Source organism: Nonomuraea sp. NPDC049750, from assembly GCF_040659625.1.
In the GTDB taxonomy this organism is placed as follows: domain Bacteria; phylum Actinomycetota; class Actinomycetes; order Streptosporangiales; family Streptosporangiaceae; genus Nonomuraea.
The window spans coordinates 5,483-26,761 of record NZ_JBFANB010000022.1 but is presented as its reverse complement, the minus strand read 5'-3'; the positions used below and the strand labels follow the sequence as shown (position 1 = coordinate 26,761).

The 21,279-nt window shown below is 65.6% G+C and carries 16 protein-coding genes; 7 read left to right on the top strand and 9 right to left on the bottom strand.

Features of this window, described 5'->3' with window-relative positions:
• Positions 1–223: 223 nt before the first annotated feature.
• A complete protein-coding gene (locus AB0J16_RS40570; RefSeq protein ID WP_358550093.1) occupies positions 224–562 on the bottom strand; it encodes a hypothetical protein in 339 nt (112 codons plus the stop codon).
• Between the two features lie 9 nt (positions 563–571).
• On the opposite strand from AB0J16_RS40570, the gene AB0J16_RS40565 reads away from it, so the two are divergent.
• From AB0J16_RS40565 to AB0J16_RS40555, 3 genes are all read left to right on the top strand, one after another.
• Positions 572–1,507 (top strand): pyridoxal-phosphate dependent enzyme, encoded by a 936-nt coding sequence (locus AB0J16_RS40565; RefSeq protein ID WP_358550091.1) that lies wholly within the window; start codon positions 572–574, stop codon positions 1,505–1,507.
• A gap of 75 nt (positions 1,508–1,582) precedes the next feature.
• A complete protein-coding gene (locus AB0J16_RS40560) occupies positions 1,583–1,876 on the top strand; it encodes a CU044_2847 family protein (RefSeq protein ID WP_358550089.1) in 294 nt (97 codons plus the stop codon).
• Between the two features lie 65 nt (positions 1,877–1,941).
• On the top strand, positions 1,942–4,686 hold the full coding sequence (locus tag AB0J16_RS40555) for a trypsin-like peptidase domain-containing protein (RefSeq protein WP_358550087.1): 2,745 nt from the start codon (positions 1,942–1,944) through the stop codon (positions 4,684–4,686).
• Here AB0J16_RS40555 and AB0J16_RS40550 read toward each other — a convergent pair.
• The 4 genes from AB0J16_RS40550 to AB0J16_RS40535 form a co-directional block, all read right to left on the bottom strand.
• Positions 4,640–5,845 (bottom strand): hypothetical protein, encoded by a 1,206-nt coding sequence (locus AB0J16_RS40550; protein WP_358550085.1) that lies wholly within the window; start codon positions 5,843–5,845, stop codon positions 4,640–4,642. The genes AB0J16_RS40555 and AB0J16_RS40550 overlap by 47 nt on opposite strands.
• Positions 5,838–6,479: a phytanoyl-CoA dioxygenase family protein gene (locus AB0J16_RS40545; RefSeq protein ID WP_358550084.1), complete on the bottom strand. Its 642-nt coding sequence runs from the start codon at positions 6,477–6,479 to the stop codon at positions 5,838–5,840. The genes AB0J16_RS40550 and AB0J16_RS40545 overlap by 8 nt, the downstream gene beginning before the upstream one ends.
• A 173-nt stretch (positions 6,480–6,652) precedes the next feature.
• Positions 6,653–7,039, bottom strand: coding sequence for a hypothetical protein (locus AB0J16_RS40540; protein ID WP_358550082.1), 387 nt, complete (start codon positions 7,037–7,039; stop codon positions 6,653–6,655).
• Between the two features lie 1,565 nt (positions 7,040–8,604).
• The gene (locus AB0J16_RS40535) at positions 8,605–8,775 is read right to left on the bottom strand and encodes a hypothetical protein (protein ID WP_358550080.1); all 171 of its coding nucleotides are present in this window, start codon (positions 8,773–8,775) and stop codon (positions 8,605–8,607) included.
• Between the two features lie 148 nt (positions 8,776–8,923).
• On the opposite strand from AB0J16_RS40535, the gene fxsT reads away from it, so the two are divergent.
• Both fxsT and AB0J16_RS40525 read left to right on the top strand, forming a co-directional pair.
• Entirely contained in the window at positions 8,924–11,578 is a 2,655-nt protein-coding gene (gene fxsT, locus AB0J16_RS40530) for an FxSxx-COOH system tetratricopeptide repeat protein (protein ID WP_358550078.1), read from the top strand.
• 56 nt (positions 11,579–11,634) lie between these two features.
• The gene (locus AB0J16_RS40525) at positions 11,635–12,387 is read left to right on the top strand and encodes a site-specific integrase (protein WP_358550076.1); all 753 of its coding nucleotides are present in this window, start codon (positions 11,635–11,637) and stop codon (positions 12,385–12,387) included.
• Between the two features lie 391 nt (positions 12,388–12,778).
• On the opposite strand, the gene AB0J16_RS40520 is transcribed toward AB0J16_RS40525, so the two are convergent.
• From AB0J16_RS40520 to AB0J16_RS40505, 4 genes are all read right to left on the bottom strand, one after another.
• Positions 12,779–13,780, bottom strand: a complete 1,002-nt coding sequence (locus AB0J16_RS40520) for a hypothetical protein (protein WP_358550074.1) — start codon at positions 13,778–13,780, stop codon at positions 12,779–12,781.
• A 901-nt stretch (positions 13,781–14,681) separates the two neighbouring features.
• Entirely contained in the window at positions 14,682–15,083 is a 402-nt protein-coding gene (locus AB0J16_RS40515; RefSeq protein WP_358550072.1) for a hypothetical protein, read from the bottom strand.
• 69 nt (positions 15,084–15,152) lie between these two features.
• Entirely contained in the window at positions 15,153–17,087 is a 1,935-nt protein-coding gene (locus tag AB0J16_RS40510; RefSeq protein ID WP_358550070.1) for an AAA family ATPase, read from the bottom strand.
• Between the two features lie 768 nt (positions 17,088–17,855).
• Complete coding sequence (locus AB0J16_RS40505) at positions 17,856–18,176, bottom strand: hypothetical protein (protein ID WP_358550068.1); 321 nt, start codon at positions 18,174–18,176, stop codon at positions 17,856–17,858.
• A gap of 497 nt (positions 18,177–18,673) precedes the next feature.
• Between AB0J16_RS40505 and AB0J16_RS40500 the strand changes: the two genes are divergently transcribed.
• Both AB0J16_RS40500 and AB0J16_RS40495 read left to right on the top strand, forming a co-directional pair.
• Positions 18,674–18,910, top strand: a complete 237-nt coding sequence (locus AB0J16_RS40500) for a GIY-YIG nuclease family protein (RefSeq protein ID WP_358550382.1) — start codon at positions 18,674–18,676, stop codon at positions 18,908–18,910.
• 896 nt (positions 18,911–19,806) lie between these two features.
• Positions 19,807–21,279 (top strand): hypothetical protein (locus AB0J16_RS40495; protein WP_358550066.1); only part of this gene is annotated, 1,473 nt, incomplete at its 3' end.

Sequence of the window (21,279 nt, the reverse complement as noted above, 5' to 3'; positions counted from 1 at the left end):
ACCGCTCGGACCGCGTGGTCGAGCACCAATCCGACTGGCTGCGCGCTCCCGTGTCAGCTCCCTGTTCCCGATCCTGATCAAGCGCAACAACGCTCAGAACCCGAACACCCCACTGCCCAAAGCCCGCCTCCGCGATCTCCGCCGCATTCACGCGACGACCCTGTCCTGGCGGGCGTTCCCGTCCACGTCGTCGCGGCCCGGCTCGGCCCCGCCGACCCCTCGATCACTCTCCGGGCCTACGCCCACGTGATCCGCGCAGCGGAAGCTTGTCCTCGGTGCGGCCCATCGCGGTCAGGAAGATGATCGGGAACCGATGTCCCAGCCGCCGACAGGTCTCCAACCCGGAGCCGTCGGGCAGTCTGATGTCCAGCGGCGGGTCTCCGACGGCAACCTGACCGCCAGGCCGGGCATGCCTACCCTCGACGACCTGGGCGCGGTGGTCGGCGGCGCGCACGCCGACGCCGCCGCCGACGACGACCATGACCAGCACGTCGCTCATCGCCGCCACGGCCGAACGGGCCGCCCTGCTGCGGGGCCTGGTCGAACGCCTCGGCTGGCGCATGATGGGCGCATGCCTTCTCGCTCAGTCACCGCGCCGACCACCGCCGATCACGAACGGGCATGGGAGCACGTCTCCGCCGTGCTCCCACCCACCCCCCTGCTGCCGACCGCGCTGGCCCCCGGCGCGTTCCTGAAGGCCGAGACCCAGCAGCCCACCGGCTCGTTCAAGGTACGCGGAGCGCTGGCCGCCCTGACCGCGCTACCCGGCGACGCGGCGGCCGTCACGGCGAGCGCCGGCAACCACGGCCTGGCGATGGCCTACGCCGCCACGCTGACCGGCACCCCGGTCACCGTCGTCGTCTCCACCAAGGCGTCCCCGGCCAAGGTAGCCAAGATGGCGGCCTACCCCATCACCCTGGTCCGGTACGGCGACGACTTCGACGCCGCCGAGGCCCACTCCTTCACCCTGCCGGGGTGGTACGTGTCGGCGTACAACGACCCCCATGTGATTGCCGGGCAGGCCACGATCGGCCGCGAGCTGGATGCCCAGGCGCCCGGACCGCTCACGGTCGTCGCGCCGGTCGGCGGCGGGGGGCTGGTGGCCGGGCTGGCCCTGTGGGCGGAGGGCCGGGGCGACGTCGCCGTGGTGGGCGTCGAGTCGGCGGTGTCTCGGGCGGTCTCGGCCGCCGTAACCTCCGGGCGCATCGAGCCCCAGGTCATCGGTGACACCATCGCCGACGGCATCGCCGGCAACATCGAGGCGGGCTGCGTCACGCCGGACCTGATCCGGGGCCGCGCCGAGCTGACCGCGGTCACTGACGCCGAGATCCACGTCGCGATGCGCTGGTTGTTCACCGAGCACGGACTGGTCGTGGAGGGGGCGGGGGCGTGCGGGGTCGCGGCGGTGCTGGCCGGGAAGGTCACGGTAAATGGACGGCTCATTGTCGTACTTTCAGGAAGGAATATCACTATTCCGACAGCCATTAATATACTGGCCGAAAATTAACCTTCCCATCGCCACCAAAGGTTAATAAGATACGTTGAGACTTTCGCCGGGACCTTGTTCAGCAGGGAGATCTCGATGTCGGAAATCCTCGTCCAGGTGGTGACCGAGGACGGTCGCGAGATCGGCTGGGGCAGCAATTTCGCCGAGCCTTTCAAAGAGCGATCGAAGGACGTCGCGCGCGCGGTCGAGCAGGGCGCGCAGGCCATCGGCGAGGCCGTTGGGTCCATCCCGAAGGTCACCGGCTGGCTCCTCGACGAGCTGGAAGCGACCTTCGGCGTGACGCTGACCGCCGAGGCCGGCGCGATCCTCACCAGAGGCTCGGCGGGGGCGACGTTCGAGGTCACGCTCACGTACCGCAGGGACCGGTGAAGGCCGACCGCAAAGACGCCGTCGGCCGCATCCTGGTGGACGGCAGACCTCGGGGGTGTGGGTTCATGCTGGGGCCCCGGGTGGCGGTGACCGCCAATCACGTCGTGCGCGGACGGGACGGCCAGCCGGTCGACGCCTCGCTGGTCCGGCTGGTGCTGCCGCGCGAAAGCCTCGAAGTGGCGCGCGTCGAGGTGGACCCCGAGCTGGACGTCGCTGTGCTGCGCCTGCGCGACGAGGCCGGGCTCTGGTTGCGGCCGGGACCGGCCGAGCTGAACTCCCGCTGGCAGGTCTCCACCCAGCCGCACCCCAACGACCCGTTGCTCGACGGCCGCATCGCGGCGGTGCGGCGGCTGTTCGTCAACGCCAAGGGCTTCCGGCTGGAAGCCCACCAGCTCCTGGTCGACACCGAGGCCGACGACTACGAGGGCTATTCGGGCAGCCCGGTCGAGTCCCCGGCCGGGGTGGTCATCGGCGTGCTGATCGAGCAGGTGCGCTCCCGGTTGCGCTCCTCGGCCGGCGACGCGCGGCGGGCGCTGCCGCTGCTCTACGCCGCTCCCATCCAGGACGTCATCGAGCGCTTCGGCCTGGAGACCGGCCGGGAGCCCGAGGAACTGCCGACGGTGTCGTGCCGGATGATCGGCATCCCGGTCGCCTTCGGACTGGACCTGTTCCGAGACCGGGTCCGGGAGCGGGCCCTGATCAGCCAGTACCTCAGCGACCCCGGAACCCGGCTGATCACCATTGTCGGGCGGCGCGGCATTGGCAAGAGCGCGCTGGCCGCCAAGGTACTCGACCTGCTGGCCAACGGCGTCTGGCCGCACGGCGGCGACGACCCGCTGCCGCGTGGCATCGTCTGCCTCAGCACGCGCACCAGCGAGATCACCATCGAACGCATCTTCATGGACTGCGCCTCGGTGCTCGGCGAGGGTGAAGAGGGCCGCCTCCACGCCGTCTGGCGTAACCAGCGGTCGCTGGCCGACCGCATCCACGAGTTGTTCTCCGCGATGTCCGACGGACGTTACGTCATCCTGCTCGACAACATGGAGGACAAGCTCGGCGACGGCGGCGAGCTGGACGACGAGCTGGGTGTCTTCTTCGACATCCTGTTCCGGGCCCGCCGGGCGCCGTGCGTGCTGGTCACCACGCAGATCCCGCTGGCGCTGCCACCGGAGCTGCTGCGCTTCGACGTGCGGGTCAACCTCGTCGAGGGGCTGCCGACCGACGACGCGGTCGAGCTGCTGCGCGACCTCGACCGAAGCGGCGACATCGGGATCAGGGACATTCGGCCGGACCGGCTCGCGCGGGCCGCCGAGCGGGTGCACGGCATTCCGCGCGCCCTGGAGCTGGTGGTGGGCGCGCTGGCGGACGACTACCTGACCCTGCCGACGCTCGACGACCTGCTGGCCACCTTCGCCCAGCGCGGCGACGTGCTCGGCAACCTGGTCCGCGACCAGTACAACCGGCTCGACGACGACGGCCGGGTGGTCATGAACGTACTCTCGGTCTTCGGCCGCCCGGTGCCCGCTCGGGCCATAACCTGGATACTGCCGGGCCTGGACGTGCCCGCCGCGCTGCGCCAGCTCGTCCGCGCCCAGCTGGTCGGCGTCGACCGCACGACCCGCACTTTCGCCCTGCACCCCATGGACGCCGACCTCATCTACGCCCGCCTCCCGGCGGAGCGGCAGCGCGAGCTCGACGCCAAGGTCGCCTCCTGGTACGCGGCCGAGGCCGTGCCCGAGGCCGAGTGGCGCTCCCTCAACGACGTCACCTTCCAGCGCTACGAGTTCGAGCACCGTGTGAAGGCCGGCGACTTCGACGCGGCGGCCCGGGTGCTGGGCACCTTCGACGAGTTCCTCATCTTCCAGGGCTCGGTCGCGGCGGCGGTCTGGATGCACACGCAGCTCGAAGGCCGTCTGACCGACCCCGAGGCGAAGGCCATGCACTACCTCGGCCTGGGCATCGCCCGCATCCGGGGCGGCCCGTTCAGCCAGGCGGTGACCCTGCTGGAGCAGGCCTTTGAGGTGGCTACCGAGATCGGCGACCTGCGGCGCCAGCAACGTTCACTGCTCCAGCTCGGCAAGGCTCACCGGCAGCAGCGCCAGGCCCCCAAGGCGGTCACCACGCTGACCCTGGCCATCGCGATCGCCCGCGAGAACGAGGACTGGGTGCACGAGGCGCACGCCCTGCTCGGCCTGTGCCTGACCCACTGCTACGCCGGGGACGCCGCGCTGGCTCGCGCGGTCGCCGACGAGCTGGACGAGCTGGTCGACCGTCACCCCGACGACCTGCTGCGTGGCCGGGCCGCCGACGCCCGCAGCATCGTCTGCCTGGTCTCGGAGGACTGGCAGGGTGCGATCGACGCCTGCGAGCGGGCGCTGCTCACCTACGAACGCTCGGGCGTCCCGGAGGCGATCGGCTACGTCCGCAGCATCGAGGGGATCGCTCACCTCGGGCTCGGCCTGGTGGACGAGGCCATCCAGATCTTCCTGCTGGGCCGCCACGAGGGCGCGAAGGTCGAGACGATCGAGGTCGAGGGCCTATGCCTGTTCAACTTGACCTGGGCGTACTGGCGTGCCGGGCGGGTGCCGGAGGTGGTGGCGACCGCCGCCGAAGCGGCCGACCTGCTGGAGGAGTGGGGCGGCACGGACGCGCTGGCCGCCCGCGCCCTGGCCGAGGCCGCGAAAGCACTGGTCGAAGGCGACACCGCGGCGACCGCCCACCACCTGCGGCGCACCGCCGAGGCGGCCCGGGGCAACGCCGAGCTCATTCCGCCCGCGTGGTTCGCGGCCGAGGCCGACCGCCTGTCATGACCGCCCGCACCGCCTCCTCGGGGCTGTCCCCGGTGGCGGCGATCATGCCCCATTTCCCCGGCACGGCGGCGATCGGCTCGCCGTACCGCGCCAGGTCCGCCAGGCCGCCCTCGGGGACGAGCACGCGGGTGGCCGCGTAACGCGCGTTGTGACGGAGGGCGTGGGCGCGGGTCAGGGCGGCGGCGGTCGGGGTGGGGTTGAGATCCTGCACGGCCAGCACGACCCGGCCGCCGGCCCGGCCGTCGAGCCGGCCGACGCCGAAGTCCACGCCCATCGTGACCAGCTCGCCGGGCAGCCGGGCCATGACCTCGCCGATCGCGGCGTACTGGGCTCGGGTGAGGCCGGGATGGCGGTCGGCGTCGACCAGCACGTTGCCGGCGCACGCGGTGCCGCGCATGAGCTGCAACGTCGCGCCCTCGGCGCCCAGGTGGGCGGACGGGGCGGCCAGGTAGTCAAGGTGGGCCTCCAGGACGTGCGGGCCGTTCACCGGGACCGACAGGTCGCCAGTCAGGTCGAGGCCGGGCCGGATGCCGTAGCCGCCCGAGCCCTGGGCCGGTTTGAGGCAGCCGCGCGTCACGCCGTGCCGCTCGCGGAGCAGCCGGGCGGCCCGCCGCAGGCCGGCCCGGTCGTGCACGGCGTATCCGGGCAGCACGGGCACCTCCACGCCGTGGTCGCGCAGGACGGGCGCGTGGTCCCGTTCGGTGGCCGCGTCCGCGGTGTCATCCACGTGGGGGTGCAGCAGCGTCTTGTCCGACCAGATGGCCAGCAGGTCCTGCGGGTTGGCGTCCACCTCCAGGTACGGCAGGCCCGACCGGTCGAGAATCCAGCGCAGAAGCGTGATGGTGGGGTCGTCCAGGGCGTACACGGAAAACCGCGACCACCCGAGCAGCGTCGGCGGACGGGCCGTGAGCAGGTCGTGGGACAGGTGGTAGTGGCGGCGCGGCACCTCCAGACCGCGCGCGCCGTGGAAGGCCAGCGCCTCGCGGAACGCGGCCCCCCGGCCCACCACCAGGTCTCCAGGCCGGGCGAGGTAGACCGAACGGGCCTCGACGTACGCGCCCGGATCGCCCGGCGACTGCGCGTCGCCCTTCAGGTCGGTCGTCGAGTGGATGATCACCTTCGGTCCGTCGCCCGAGGGCGGCCGGATCCAGTCAGGCATCGGGATGGACCCAGTAGCTCGTGAGGATCAACCGCCGCCCCGCCTCCAGGGGGGTCGCGTGGTGCAGGCCACGGCCGTCGAACAGCAGCAACGTGCCCGCCCTGCCGGTGCAGACGACCTCCTCGAAGCCGTAGGCGGCGCGCAGGCGGGCCACCTCGTGCGGCCACAACGCGCCGACGTAGAGTACGTCCTCGTCGGCGAAGCCCTCCTCATCCACCCGGAACCAGTCGTGGTGGCGGGCCTCGTGGAGCAGCCGCCAGGCGCCCCGGTGGCTGCCCTTCAGGTAGACGGTCGGGGCGTTCTCCGGGCCGACGTCCTCCAGGTAGAGCCAGGCCTTCACACGTAGCTTCCACGTGTCGATGTGGTAGCTCGTCTCGAAGGTCGGGATGCTCCCGGTGCGTACCTTCAGCCCGACCGTGCGCCGCACCGGCTCGGCCGTCCGGGACAGGTAGCCGCGCACGATGGACGGCACAGTCTCCTCATCGAAGAACGGGGCGAAGGCCTCGATCTCGGCCGCCCTCGGGTAGCGCAGCGCGCCGTCGCCCTCGGGCGACTCGTCGAACTCCGCCGAATCCGGCACCGCCGCGCGCATCCGGGCGATCGTCTCCGCGTCCAGGAAATCAGGAATAATCACCACCCCGTCGCGGCGCAGGGCGGTGACGTACCCGGAAACTGAAGAATTGGCGAGAGTGGGGCGGAGTTTCCGAAAATAGCCCACCCGCACCGGGAGGAAACGAAGAACACGCAGCATTCCAAAGAGTTCGCCGAACGCGTACGCCGTGCGCCACATATCCTGAGTGTCGCAGATTACGGCGTTTCGTCGAGGAGAAGCGGCAACCCGACGTCGTCCGCGTCGTGCGGCCACCCCGGCGTCTTACCGAGCCACAACACCTCGACCACCAGCGCGGGCCGAGCAGCACCCGGGTTGCCCGGCCGGATCAGCCCGGCCTCCACATAGCGGCGCAGCGCCGGGCGGCCGACCTCCAGGTCCGGTTCGATCATTAGCTCGCGGAAGGCGGCACGCAGATCGCCGTCCACAGGTACGGCCTGGGCCAGCCCGGTGAACGGCCTCGGCGCCGCCACGCCGGGCAACGAGCCGGTGTCCATCTCCCCGGGCGGCGCGGGCTTGCTCGCCTTCACGACCGTGATCACCATCTTGGCCGCGCCGCCCCACCGTCGGTAGGACGTTGCCATGCTGGCACCGGAGCACGGAAGCCGGTCACGGCGCCGACTCCTGTGCCGACCGGATCGATCGGGCGCGTCCCCGGCCCGATCGCGTCGAGGACGGAATCCTCCTCGCTGATGGATGGTGCCCATTTCTGGCGTTGGTCGTGAATACGGCAGGCGCAGTGCGCTGAGCGGCGGGTTATGAGCACTGGGTGACCGTCTGTCTCTCTGTCCGACTCTCGCGAGACGTGAGGACGAAGCAGTCTTCTGTGCCTCAAGCAGGGCTGTTGGCAAGATCCCGGGATTGCCCTGACAAACACAAAGGCCCGCTCCAGGTTTTCCCTGGTAACGGGCCTTGATGCTGTGTGCGGCCGGAGGTACTCGAAACCCCAACCTTCTGATCCGTAGGGAAGGGCGAGCTCCTCGTCAGCGGGCTTCCATCCTGGCGAAGCGGTGGATAGAGGTCGGTGGAATGTGATCGCGTTAGGCGGTGTTGCTGTACGGAACTGCTGTACAGCAAACAAGTACGGCTACCCGCCCTCGTGCCCAGTGGCAAGTAGACCCGCAGCGCAGAGCCGCCAAATCTCAAGGAGCGGAAGCTACGCGGCAACCATCTGCCACCCGCTTCAGGAGTAAGGAAAGCGTCCGCGGAATTTCCCCACGTCAAGTAGGTACTACAGTCGGTAGTGGGAACAGGTTGCGCACGTATTTGGCATGATCAAGCTCTACAGGTGGTTGCTTGGTTCCAGAGCTTCAGTTTAGGTGAGATGGTTGACCTCCCTGTTGACGAATGCCGACGTGAGTTCAGCCAGTCCACGCATCTGCGGGGAGCACTCGACTCCTTATCATTTCATCGTTGCCGGGGACCATCCCCGCGTGCGCGGGGAGCACTCTCCACGACCTGCGTAGTTAGCGACTGGAGGAGCCATTTTCGAGCACTTTATGGACCGGACACCATGGACCTCGCCGCGACGGGGTCGTATTCGAAAGGTAGGGCATAGCGAGCGGCGGGACGTGGGGGCGCTGACTGTTTGCCGGCCATCGCGAGGCGGTGGGTGAAGGACGCACGATAAGCGAGCGTGTGGTGGAAGCCCGCGATCACAGCCGGACTGTGCGCACGTATTTGGCACGATCCGCCCGCTAACGATCAGCTACAGCCGTACAGCCCCGGACACATCAAGAAGCTCTTGACTGGTGTTTCTCCTGGTCAAAGGCGCTCTACTGTTGATCAATGATGGTGCCCCCGGCAGGATTCGAACCTGCGGTACCCGCTTTAGGAGTCAGGAGCGCGGCGTCGTATTTCCCCCAGGTCAACCACATACGGCCGCTATCACTTGGCGGTGTTCTGCATGTATGCGGCCTGATCATATTCCTGGGACAAAGCTGGGACGAGTCGGCTGGGTTACTGTCCCCGCCTGCGAGCCCCTCAAGGCGAGCCGTCGGATGCGGCGTGGTCAGTCGCCTTGAGAGGGCTGTAGGGCTGGCCTCCCTCCGTCTTCGCCGCTGGCGGATGCGGACCCGCCAACTCCTACGCATGCGAAGTGGCCTGCACAGCTCAAGGCATGCAGGCCACTTGGTGGTCAGGCGCGGGGTTAGTGGGTGATCCACCAGAACAGCAGGCCGATCAGGCCGCTGCCGGTGGCGTGGGCACCGCCGCGTGCGAAGGCGATAGCGATGGAGCGGCGGAGATAGCGGATGTTGGCAGAGCGGCGTCGCGGGGAGGACGGACTTGTGTGGGGCGCCGAAATGTTGGTGTTCGTCATGCCTGCATGACATCTGGGATGCCGACGGTGTTGAAGGTATGCCAGATAGGTCCGGATCTGCGGGGTTACGCTGCCGGTAGGTGGGGATCCGGACCGGTCCGTTCCAGATCCGGATGACCGTCCTTTCGCGGTGAGGAGGCGGGGCGTCATGCCGGTGTTCCGGCTGGGGGAATCGGCATCTCAGGTCCTGGCGGAGCTGGCGCGGCTGTGGGACCAGGCCCGCGTCCACCGGCCCGGTGTCACGCAGAAGGAGCTCGCGGCCGCTTCGCGTGTGCCGTATTCGACGGTAAACGGGTGGGCAACGGGGGCTGCAGAGCCCCGTGATCTGGATCAGCTGGTCAAGGTCGGCGCGACGCTGGCGGAGTGGGCGAAAGAGCGTGCCCTGTCGGCGCGTGAATGGGATCGGCTGATGGCCGCCGACCGTGCCCGCCGGGCTTCCGTGGATCCGGATGATGCTGGCCGGTCCGGGCAGGCCTCGGTTAGGGAGCGGGTTCGAATAGGGATGATCCCGCAGCCAGCCGACTGCTTCCAGGACCGCCAGGTCGCCGAACGCGTGCAGGCTGCGGGCGGGACGGTGGTGCTGAGCCAGGTGCTAGCGGGGATGGGCGGGGTCGGCAAGACCCAACTAGCCGCCGCTTACGCCCGCCACAGCTGGCAGCTGGGGGTTGATGTGCTGGTGTGGGTGGATGCCGCCGCTCGCGATGGCATCGTCACTACCTACGCCGACGCCGCTGTACGTCTGGGCCTGCCCCTGGCCGACCGGGATGATCCCGAGCAGGCGGCGCGAGAGTTTTTGACCTGGGCGGAGACCACCGACCAGCACTGGCTAGTCGTATTGGACGACGTGCAGCACCCCAAGGATCTGAGTGAACTGTGGCCGCCGGCGGCGACTTCGGCGGCAGGCGGCCGGGTGTTGGTCACCACTCGGTTGCGGGAAGCGGCCCTGGCCGGGGCGGATCGCCACACAGTGGATATCGGCACCTTCACCGAAACAGAGGCTCGTTCCTACCTGACGGCCAAGCTCGGCGGTCAGGACTCGGTCGCCGAATTGGACGGCCTCGCCGCTGACCTAGGGTTCCTACCGCTGGCGCTGGCACAGGCGGCGGCCTACATCATCAACGCCGACATCCCGTGCGCCGCCTACCGGCAGCGGCTGGCAACCCGACTACTGGCCCACGCTATGCCCGGCGAGGACTACCTGCCCGACGGCCATCGACGGATCGTCACCGCCACCTGGGAACTGTCCATCGACCACGCCGACCAGGTGACACCTGCCGGGTTTGCCCGCCCAGTGCTGTGCCTGGTCAGCGTCCTGGACCCAGCTGGCATCCCCCAATCGGTGCTGACCAGCCCACCCGCTCTGGAGTACCTGACCAGCTATCTGCTCGAACCTGCAGCCCATACCTCAGTCAAGGATGCAGGTGGGGTGGACGAGGCCATGGTGGACGAGGCGTTGCGGGTGCTTCACCGGCACAGCCTCCTGGACCACGACCGCACCGCCTCCCACCGAGAAATCCGCATCCATCAGCTCATCCAGCGCGCCACCCGAGAAAACCTTACCGCCCTACCCGACCTCGGCCCGCACCTGTTCACCGAACTCGCCCACACAGCCGCTGACGCCCTCCTCCACACCTGGCCGCCGATCGAACACGACCACCTCGGCCGGATCCTGCGGGCCAACACCACTGCTTTGCATAACACCACTGGCGCCGCCCTTTACAGCCCCGACGCCGGCGGCCATCCCGTGCTGTTGCAAGCAACCAAAAGCCTCGGCCAGACCGGGCAGGTCAACGCCGCGATCGCCGCCTGCGCCGACCTGTACACCACCTGCCTGCGCCGTCTCGGTCCCGACCACCCTCACACCCTGACCAGCCGCGGCTATCTGGCGCGTTGGCGGGGTCAGGCGGGGGACGTGGCGGGTGCGGCCGCTGCGTGCGAGGAGCTGCTGGTCGACCGCTTGCGGGTGCTCGGCTCCGACCACCCCGACACCCTGGCCAGCCGCAGCAATCTGGCCTACTGGCGAGGCGAGGCGGGGGATGCGGCGGGTGCGGCCGCCGCATACAAGAAGCTGCTGGCCGATCAGGTGCGGGTGCTGGGCTCCGACCACCCCGACACCTTGATCACCCGTGGCAATCTGGCCTACTTACGGAGCCAGGCGGGGGATGCGGCGGGTGCGGCCGCCGCAGACAAGGAGTTGCTGGCCGATCAGGTGCGGGTGCTGGGCTCCGACCACCCCGACACCTTGATCACCCGCGGCAATCTGGCGCGGTGGCAAGGCGAGGCAGGGGATGCGGCGGGTGCGGCCGCTGCGTTCGAGGAACTGCTAGTCGACCGCTTGCGGGTGCTCGGCTCCGACCACCCCGACACCCTGACCACCCGCAGCAATCTGGCCTACTGGCGAGGCGAGGCGGGGGATGCGGCGGGTGCGGCCGCCGCATACAAGAAGCTGCTGGCCGATCAGGTGCGGGTGCTGGGCTCCGACCACCCCGACACCTTGATCACCCGTGGCAATCTGGCCTACTTACGGGGTCAGGCGGGGGATGCGGCGGGAGCGGCCGCCGCATACAAGAAGCTGCTGGCCGATCAGGTGCGGGTGCTGGGCTCCGACCACCCCCACGCCCTGACCACCCGCGGCAATCTGGCGGCCTGGCGGGGGCAGGCAGGGGATGCGGCGGGTGCGGCCGCTGCGTTCGAGGAACTGCTCGTCGACCAGGTGCGGGTGCTGGGCTCCGACCACCCCGACACCCTGACCACCCGCAGCAATCTGGCGGCCTGGCGAGAACAGGCGATCGGTCGGGAGTAGTCGTAGCGCTTGTCGGATTGGCGATGACGCTCAGGAACAGTCCGCCTCGTGACAGGGTGACCCTTTTCAAAGTCTTTGCTCAAGTCCTTCGAGCTCCAAATGCGCTGGAATCGGGATTTGCGTCTCTGTTTCGAGGTTGCCGGCCGGAGAGCGCTGATCTCGAAGAACGTCGCATCGCTGACCACACTGCCGAGCGTCAGCACACGGTGTGGACCGTCGACGAGGCCCGCAGGTTCCTCGAACACCTACGGGCGATCGATGACCCGCTGTACGCGGCCTACGTGTTCATCCTCGTCCTGGGCCTGCGCCGCGGAGAGGTACTCGGCCTTGCCTGGGACTGCGTCGAACTCGGCGGCGAACAGCTCTGGATCTCCCGCCAGCTCACCCGAGTTGGCGGCTGGCTTCTGCACCGCGAGACGACCAAGACGGAAGACTCGACAGCCTCCCTCCCGCTGTTCGGCCTGTGCGTCTCAGCGCTCCGGCACCGTCAACGCGTCCAGGAGGAAGCACGCAAGGCGGCCGGGGACAAGTGGAAGCCCTCGGACCTGACGTTCACCACTCGGACCGGCACACCGATCGAACCGCGGAACTTCAACCGGGCCTTCGAGAACCACTGCCGCCATGCGGGTGTCCCGCGCATCCGCGTGCACGACACCCGGCACACCTGGGCCTCGCTCCTGGCCGCCCTCGACATCCACCCGCGCGTGGCCATGCGCATCCCGCCGGCATTCGCAGATCTCGATGACCATGGACGTCTACACCCAGATCCCAAGCCCAGAGACCCGCAAGGCACTCGACCAGCTGAATAAGCGTCTGACTACGGATCAGAACGCTTAGTCGCAGACGTTGCTGTACAAGGCTGCTGTACGGCCACGAAAAAGGCCCTCCGGGATCATCCCGAAGGGCCTTTCACATGCTGTGCGGCCGGAGGTACTCGAAACCCCAACCTTCTGATCCGTAGCAAGGTCAGAGACGTCCACCGCCGTCCACCACAGACAGAATCGCCTGCTCGTCAGGGGTTCTTCGCCTCGAAGATTCCAACGCCGTCCAGGACCGTTCAGAGGTGTGGTTAGCACCGGCGTTAGCAAGATCACTCATCTGTCACCACACCCCGGCATGGAACGTTCGGAGTGAGCCGAGCAGGACCAGGGTCATCACAGGAAAGGCAATCCCAGTGCTGTCCATCACGGTTTCATCAGGTCACAGATCTGAGGTCTTCAGTTCTCCAGGCTCGTGCCCTGCGGCGTTCCAGCCCAGTTCCTCCGCGATCTCGTCCGCTACTAGGTTGGCCACGGTGCGTGCCGCGTTGAGATACCGTCGGCCGGCGTGGTTCTCCGGCGGTGGCGGACGGTGCTCTCTGGCGACTTCGATCGCCTCGATGGAGACTGCTCCCTCTTCGCCGTCTAGTTCAGCCTCTACGACGAGGTCCGCTTTGGTCTCTCGGTTGCCGAAGAACACATGCCGGTAACGGCACGCGTTGACGATGACCTTTTGAGCCAAATACGCGACCCGCAAAGTCTCAGCAGGGCCCGTCGCGGAGCCAGTGAGCTGATGCCACATTGTCTCGGCGGCGGCAGCGCACCAAAAGAGGCCCTCGATCCCCAATAGCCTCGGTTTTGGCCAGGCCAACTCGGGCTTCGATCCGATGATCGCTCTACCCTCGCAGATCACCCGGCAGACAGCCAAAGGAGAGAGGACGGTCGGACGCTCAGCGTCCGTAACCGTCACACGCAGGACGGGCAGGTCCTGGCGGAGCAGTCGCACCACGTCTACCCACAACTCCGGCTCTAAGTCGGTGAAGAGCGTGAGGTCGACATCGCTGAACCGGCTACGGACTGACGGCCGCAGGACACTTCCGGTGAGCACGGCCGTATCCGGCCTTACACCCCACTCGGCGAATCGGGACACCAACCAAGAGGACACGTCGTTGGCCGTGAGGTCCAGCGACACGGCCGAGTGTCCCGGATATGCCAGGTATTCGTTCGAAACACGCCAGGTCGGGTTCGACTGCCGCACGAAGCGCACATCAGTCTCCAGACCGAGCGCCATGCGCAGCGGACGGGCAGCCCGCCTTCGGAACTGTTTACTCAGCGGCTCGGCCGCACGATAGTCGATCCGCACCTGGCCGGAGCTCTTCTGGGAGAGCGAAATTCGCTCCACTGGCAGGGCACTGAGCGCCTGCATGAACTTGCTAATTTCCACAAGTTCACCTGACGGCTTGACTAGGTGCCGGTGTGAGCGAGCACTAGTCAGGATCAGTCTCGGTGCCGTGCGCCCGCAGCCGCATTTGCCTGGCTCCCAACGGGCGCGGTCTCCCGTACGGTAACGGAGCAACGGCATCGCGAAGTTCGAGAGGGGGGTTACCACGACCTCGTCATCCTGGAGGAGTAAGCGCTAGCGCCCTCGACGTGGTATCCAGAGGCCGTGGCGATGCACTCGCTGCCGACGACGCCAACCTCTGCCATTGTGTACAGACTGGACACCGGGCAAGGAAATGCCTCCTCCACGCTACGCCGGATGTCCCTCGATACGGTCTCGCCGGACATGAAGATCCCCGCTGGCCGGATCGAACCGGCTGGCGACCTCTCGGCAAGCAGAGCCAGTACCGAAGGCTTGGCTGTCAGGATTCGGCCATTGAGCCAGGTCATGCTTCGCGCGAAGGCCTCGTCATCGCGTTGCCACACATGGGCGAGGTTCCACTTCGTCATGACGCGTCCGTCACCCCAGGACGCTCGAAGCGCTTGGGATGGGTTAGGGGCATGCATCGTCAGATGCATTACTTCCGCACCTTGTGACATCCCGAGCCGTTCGGCTTGACGTGCCAGCAGTGCGAACTCCAGTGCCTGAGGTGCCAGATCGAAATACGACGGTCACTGGCTCACCGGTCGTGCCCGAGGTGTGGGTGGCCCGCCACTCGGCGGAGTCGCCGGGTAGCGCATGCAGTCGGTGTCCCGCCCTCTGGATCATTTCGCGGTCGAGCAGCGGCAGACGTCCGAGCAGCGTCCAGGGGTCGTCGCGCTCGGCGGGTATCCAGTCGAGATAGAAGGGCACGTTGTCTCGGGCATGAACCAGTACGGCGCGCAGCCGAGACTCCATCTCCTGCTCAGTGGTCCAGAATGGTGATGAGGTCAAGATGAATCGTCCTCAATACCTCGTCGAGTGCCTGGCGCTCAAGGCCGTTCGCTGCCCAGAAGTCGACCAGACCGGTCTCTGCGCTCTCAAACGACTCTTTCGAATAAAGAGCAACTGCCCGCAGGTCCAGGACTGCGAGAACCGATTCTAGATACTTGATGTCCAGACTGTCCGATGGCCACACGTGCCTCAGCTGTGTGGCCAGCCGTTCACGCTTATCGCTCCGGCGGAACGCGTGCCGATGAAAGGAGTCGCGCTCGTAACTCTTCAACAGGCGCTGGACCTCTTTCGGCAGACGTGGGTCCTTCCGGAAATGCAGGGGATTATACTCCAGCGACTTTTCTGGTCTACGGCGCCTTCTGAGACGAAGCATCCAAACCGCCTTAGGAGCTGTGTTCGAAACGCCGAAGCATAGAGGCGGCGAGTTGAACGACTTTATCGTTCACCACTTCAGAATCGCGCACCTGCCGGGCCAGGCCGATCGCAAGCTCGCAGTTACCCCGCGCGAAGGCGATCTCAGCATACGCCAGATTAGCCCGCGGGAGTCCAGCGTCGTAGCCGCCGGCCGCCATGCCTCGGACGGCCTGCTCGATCCGCGACACGCCCTCTCCAACTCATGAGTCTTGGCATCGAGCAGTGCCAGGTTGACCAGAGCATCCCATAGGTACTTGGAATCGGTGGACGCGTGGCTCATAGACTCCTCATAAGCATCCCGGGCGTCCTGCGGACGATCGAGTGCCTCATACACATGGCCAAGCTGCTTATAGACGACAGTGAGCAGCGGCCTATCCTCGTGGGCTATCGCGAGATCCCGGCTCGCCTCGAAGGACCGGCGGGCGGCCTCGGCATCGCCTTTTACTAGGAAGAGCAGCCCGTGCTGTGCAGCCAGCTGTGCGTGTGTCGCACTGCCGCCCTCGCCCAGCCGAGCTGACACTGTGTCCAGCGTGTGCGTCGCCTCTTCGAAGGAACCGACCTGGATCAACTTGCGCGCGAGCCTCAGCTCAAGCTCAACGATAAGATCGTCCTCACGTACGCTGCCCGCCGCGCGAACACCTATCCGAACGAGGGCGAGATAGGCGTTCCAATGCCCTCGCCGGTTTAGTTCTTCCAGGATCCGATCGTCGCAAAGCTTCAGTGCCTGCGGCCAGGCTTGGACGAGCGTCAGATTGTGGGCAACTGCAGCTAGAGTTTCACCGGCCTGCGACAGGTCGCGGCCGGCGATCAACAGATTGTTCACTGTGCGCATAAGCTCGTCGGTCACTATAGTGCGAAGTTTGGAAGCCCGGACCCCGCCGAGCCCGTTCAATGCGGCGATAACGAGGGTAGGCACCTCGATTGTCGGCTGGATCCGGTCGATCAGGGCCCGACGGATGAGTACGTCCATCTCCTCCTCAAGGCCCCTGAACGGCACGCGGCCCGAGTGAGCGATCATTGTCGCGACATCGCATCCTCGGAATAGGGACAGCAACATCAGGACCTGAAGTGCATCTTGGTGCAGGCTGGCTACCGCGTGCTGGACAAGCCTGGCATCGGAGGTTGCGTCGGCAGGTAGCAGTTCCAGCGGCCGGTCGCGCAAGTAGCCCAAGGTGATCACTAACGTGCGCGGGTGCGTGCGAATCTCGTCTGGCAGCCGTTCCAGCAGCTCGTCCACATCCGTCGTCAGCTGGAGGTCCTTGCTGACCACCCGGGCGAGTTCCCGGTACTCGGGACGGGTGAGATCCGGAACGCGCAGAGAGGCAACACCTAGCTTGGGCGAGGGCGCCTCATCCGAGGACGCCAGAACCCTGACCCCATCAATGCTGTCCAAGGCCTCGAGCAGGGCGAGTTGCGTTGCAAAGGCCGCACGGTGCAAGCCATCAATTATGACAAGCACTCCAATGCCGTCAAGCGCCATCGCCATGCGGCGCAGCAGTACGGCACGTGGAGACTGCTGGAGCGTCTGCTCATCCAGTGCTTGGCCGAAGCCCGCGAGAAATCGGTTGAACTGATGGAGGAGGAACCCGGTATCGTCCTCTGCCTGATATCCGTCGAAGGTCAGATAGACGCCGTAATCTATCTCGCTCACGCATTCCTTCGCCACCTGGGCCATGAGGGTGGTCTTACCCGTACCGGGCAGCCCATACAGAACCGTTGGATGGGGTTGGGTGCGAAGCAGAGATAGAGCAGCCGTCACCAGCGCTTCACGCCGCCACTGCTCGGACCGGCGGTCGATCATGAAAACCGCCTCCCGGAGAGTCCGCCCTCTAATATCGATCTTGCGCCCGCTCTCGCGCGACGGAGTCTTGTCGGTTCCCTGGAAGAAGGTGACTCCAATGATGGTCAAGATCATCGCGGCGGCGCCAGCCACACCGAAGACTAGCCAGGGCTGGTCGCTCATCCAAGCTAACGGCTTTGGCAGTGGAGCACTGGTAGCGATGTTCGTCACGGTGGGCAGAACGAGCACCGTCACAACTAACCCGGCACCCGCTACCATTCCAGCGGCAGTCCTCTTATCAACCATGAGCCTCCTTGACCCTAGGCAACTACACTCTCCGTCACACGACGAGAATAGATGCACCGGGCCCTCATAGGTTCTTCCGGATCAGCTTCCGGGCTCCAGCACAAATGAGCAGCCGCGAGATCACTCCGTAATATATCGCGCCCTAGATTCGCACGAAACGGCAGTTTATGACCGTCCGCTTTTCAGGCGGACCAATCACCCTGCTCGGCTGATCAGGACCGTGGTCAAGCACGTGTGTACGGTGGCGCGGATGCGTCGGCGTATGGGGACGTTGCTGTCAGCGCTGCTGTCACCTCTGCCATGGTCATCCGGTGCCGGGGCCCGACAAAGGAGGGCCTCGGCGTCGATCGCCCCAGCCACGGTCGGTGAGAACCGAAGTCGGCGATCCTCACGGCCGTAACTCGGTCACTTCATTACGAAGGAAGGGCAGGCGCCTCGTTGATGGCTCGCTGCCCTGCTTGACTGGCAGATGCCGGGCGCTAGGGTGTGATCCTGTAAGGCGGCGTTGCTGTACGTGCTGCTGTACAGCAACTCTCTCGGCCTGCGTCTCGGGTCGTCCACACCCATCCATAACTGTGTTCGCAGGCTGGTCAATACGGCTTCTGGATGCGGCCTGGACTGCTCCGCCGCTATCGTCCTCGGCGCTCAGTCGTATCGCCGATTCTCAGGCCAGCCATAGCTCTCCAGCCGCTGGCTCGCTCTCCGGCGGTCCTCATCAAAGAAGAGACTTTCGTACTCAACGAGCAGCACATGTGCTTCGACGGTGAGATCAAGACGGCCATGGGTCCACAGTGTTGTGAAGCCGTCAGACGGTGCGTCGGCCCACAGAAGGTACTTTGCAGTCTCGACCCCACCACGCTCGCTGAGCATTTGCAGGAAGCGCGTGGCATTGTAACCGAGCTCCCGTTTGGCTGTCTCGTAAATGCCTACCATGGCTCGATGGAACTGCCGTTCGAGCTCGTCCACGCTGCCTCCTTGGCCTCCGCACGCCGGCGCGCTTCAAGTATTACTCGGAACACTGATCGCTTGATCGGTTCTGTGGAAAGCACTATCCAGTCCGTAGGGAAGGGCAGACACCTCGTCAACGGCTTCTCGCCCTCATCGAGTGGTGAATGCGGACCGCTGCCATGTGATCGTGTAAGGCGGTGTTGCTGACGGCGCCGTTGAGTAGAAACGCATGTCCCATCGGTGCGAACACATCGTCGGCGTTGTCTCCGCCATGCTCTAACGTCTTCTTATCCACGCATTTGCTGGGAGATGCGATGAAAACGACTGACCTCCAACAGCCCGACCGGCTATGGTCTGCTCGGAGGTGATGACACGGCCGACTCCCATCCCCGCCGGCTCCGGCGTCTACGGCTGGCACTTTCAGCAATCTCCTGATCCCCGCCTGGCCGCGGGGCAACTACTGTACGTCGGCATCGCCCCCCGCCGGATGGCGACTCCTCACCAGCAAGTAGAACCTGCGTACTCGCATGCGCTACCACTTCCGAGGCAACGCCGAAGGCTCCACCCTGCGCCTCACCCTGGGCTGCCTCCTCGGCCTCGAACTAGCGCGAAGTATGATCCGCCAGGGGTCGGAGGGCATGATTCCCGGCCGGACAAGGGATCTCATAGCCGCGCTCGCCAGCGTCTGGCTGATCGTCTCGTCCACTACGCCGATGCGGTCGGAGCATAACGACACAGATGCCCAGCCCTGAGCGGTGTCCACTTCAGAGCAGTCGGAAGATATGAGGCGGTGAAGGGAAGTCGCAAGGCGATCCTCCCGTACCGGTTTTGGTGCCAGCGATCTACCCTGTCATGTAGACGTCGGCTCCAAGCAGCATGTTACTAATTGATCTCCCACAGTGCTGGCGAAGCCTCGGCGCGGAAATGTTTATGGCTTTGCCCGTAACGCTGATCAATGGAAGGGACAATGGTTGTCATGACGGTGCATCGGTGGTTGCTGGTCGTGACGACAGCAGTGGTGGTAGTACTGGCAGTGGTGTTCGCGTTCCTGGGGTGGGATCAGGCAGACAAAGCCGCCTCGGTGGTCTCGGCGCTAGTCGGTGTTGCCGCGTTAGGAGTGGCGGTTTGGGCGGCTTGGCCAGCGCTCTCCGGCAGCGCTATCCGGGTGTCGCATACTGGCCGGGCGATTTCGCGCGGTGGAGGGTCAGCCAACACTGGCCTGGCCGGACCAGCTGGCATGTTGCCCAACCAGGTGTGGGTGGAGCGAACCGGCGATGCGGCAACCGGGGGTGGAGGCGATGTCAACACCGGTGTCCAGCTTCATCATGAGCCCCGTCGGGCTACGCGGCACAACCCGGAATGATCGATGAGGGGCGGTCCGCAGATAAAGAGCACTGTTCGTGATACAGGCGCAGCCGTTGGGGGATCAGGCAGCTACGTCAACACGGGTAGCCACTACGGGGACGTGCATCTGATACGGGCGCCGGTCGCACGATCCGCCTATCGGGACACGGTTGAACAAATCTTTCCCTGGCGGCTGGTGGGGCGAGAAGGGGAACTAGCCGAGCTTTCCAACTTTTGCACCGGAGACCATAACAGAAGTTATGTGTGGTGGCAGGGACCGGCGTGGGCGGGAAAGTCAGCGTTGATGGCCACCTTTGTATTGAATCCTCCGCCTGAGGTGCGGGTGGTGTCGTTCTTTATTACCTCGCGTTACGCAGGGCACAGCGACCGTCGCGCGTTTTTGGAAGTGGTGATCGAGCAGTTAGCCGAGCTGGTCGGCGAGCCGATGCCAGCGTTGCTGACAGAAGCGACCCAGAGTGGATGGTTCAATCGGCTCCTGAAAGCCGCGGCTCAGTCTTGCCGTCGGTCTGGTACGCGCCTGGTGCTGGTCATCGATGGTCTAGACGAGGACCGGGGAGTGAAGAGCGGTCCAAACGCGCATAGTATCGCGGCACTACTGCCAGCGGTGCCAGCGGATGGGATGCGGGTGGTGGTAGCAGGTCGGCATGACCCACCAGTGCCTTCAGATGTGCCAGCATGGCACCCGTTACGAGATCCGGGGATCGTGCGCATGGTGGTTCCTTCACCTGCAGCACAGATCATTCGAGATGACGCCGAGCGTGAGCTTATCCACCTTTTGCATGGCAGCCGCGAAGAGCGTAACCTTTTAGGATTTGTTGTTGCCGCCGGTGGCGGCCTTAGCAGCAGTGATTTGGCAGAGTTGACCTCAATGTCAAATTCGGAAGTTGAGTGGTTGCTGCGAGCGGTATCGGGGCGCACGTTCAGTAGCAGCAATAGCCATTGGCGCCCTGACGACGGCGCCCAGATCTTCGTACTCGCGCACGAGGAACTTATGTCGGCTGCGGTCGCTGCATTGAGCCATACAGAGATTACTTCTTATCGCGACAGAATTCACGGCTGGGCCGATAAATATCGTGATCAAGCCTGGCCAGCCGGTACTCCAGAATATTTGTTGCGTGGTTACTTTCGGCTGCTTCAAGACACCGGAAACCTATCACGGATGATAGCTCTTGCCACTGACCGGAACCGTCTTGATCGCATGCTAGATGCGAGCGGAGGCGACGCCACAACGCTGGCAGAGATTGCCGCTTGTCAGGGAATCATCGGCCAGCAGGACGTGCCGGACTTGTATGCGATGTTGCTGCTCGCACGAACTCGCGAATTCTTGGAATACCGTAATACAAATATACCGATGAGCTTACCCGGTTCCTGGATCCTAGTAGGAAACTATATCCGCGGCGAAGCACTGGCCCGCTCTATTACCGAACCATATCGCCAAGCCTGCGCATTGATCGAACTGGTGGGTCCGCTAGTCAAGGCCGGGCAACTCGACCGTGCTGAAGCAATCGCCCGCTCCATCTCTAATCCCAAACACCAAGTAGAAGCACTAAGCAACCTGGTCAGCGTCCTGGCCGAGATCGGGCACCTTGACCATGCTCACCATACGGCCCAAAAAGCCGAAGAACTCGCCCGCTCCATCACTGACCCACATAAGCAAGTGGAAGCACTAAGCAACCTGGTCAGCGTCCTGGCCGAGATCGGGCACCTTGACCATGCTCACCATACGGCCCAAAAAGCCGAAGAACTCGCCCGCTCC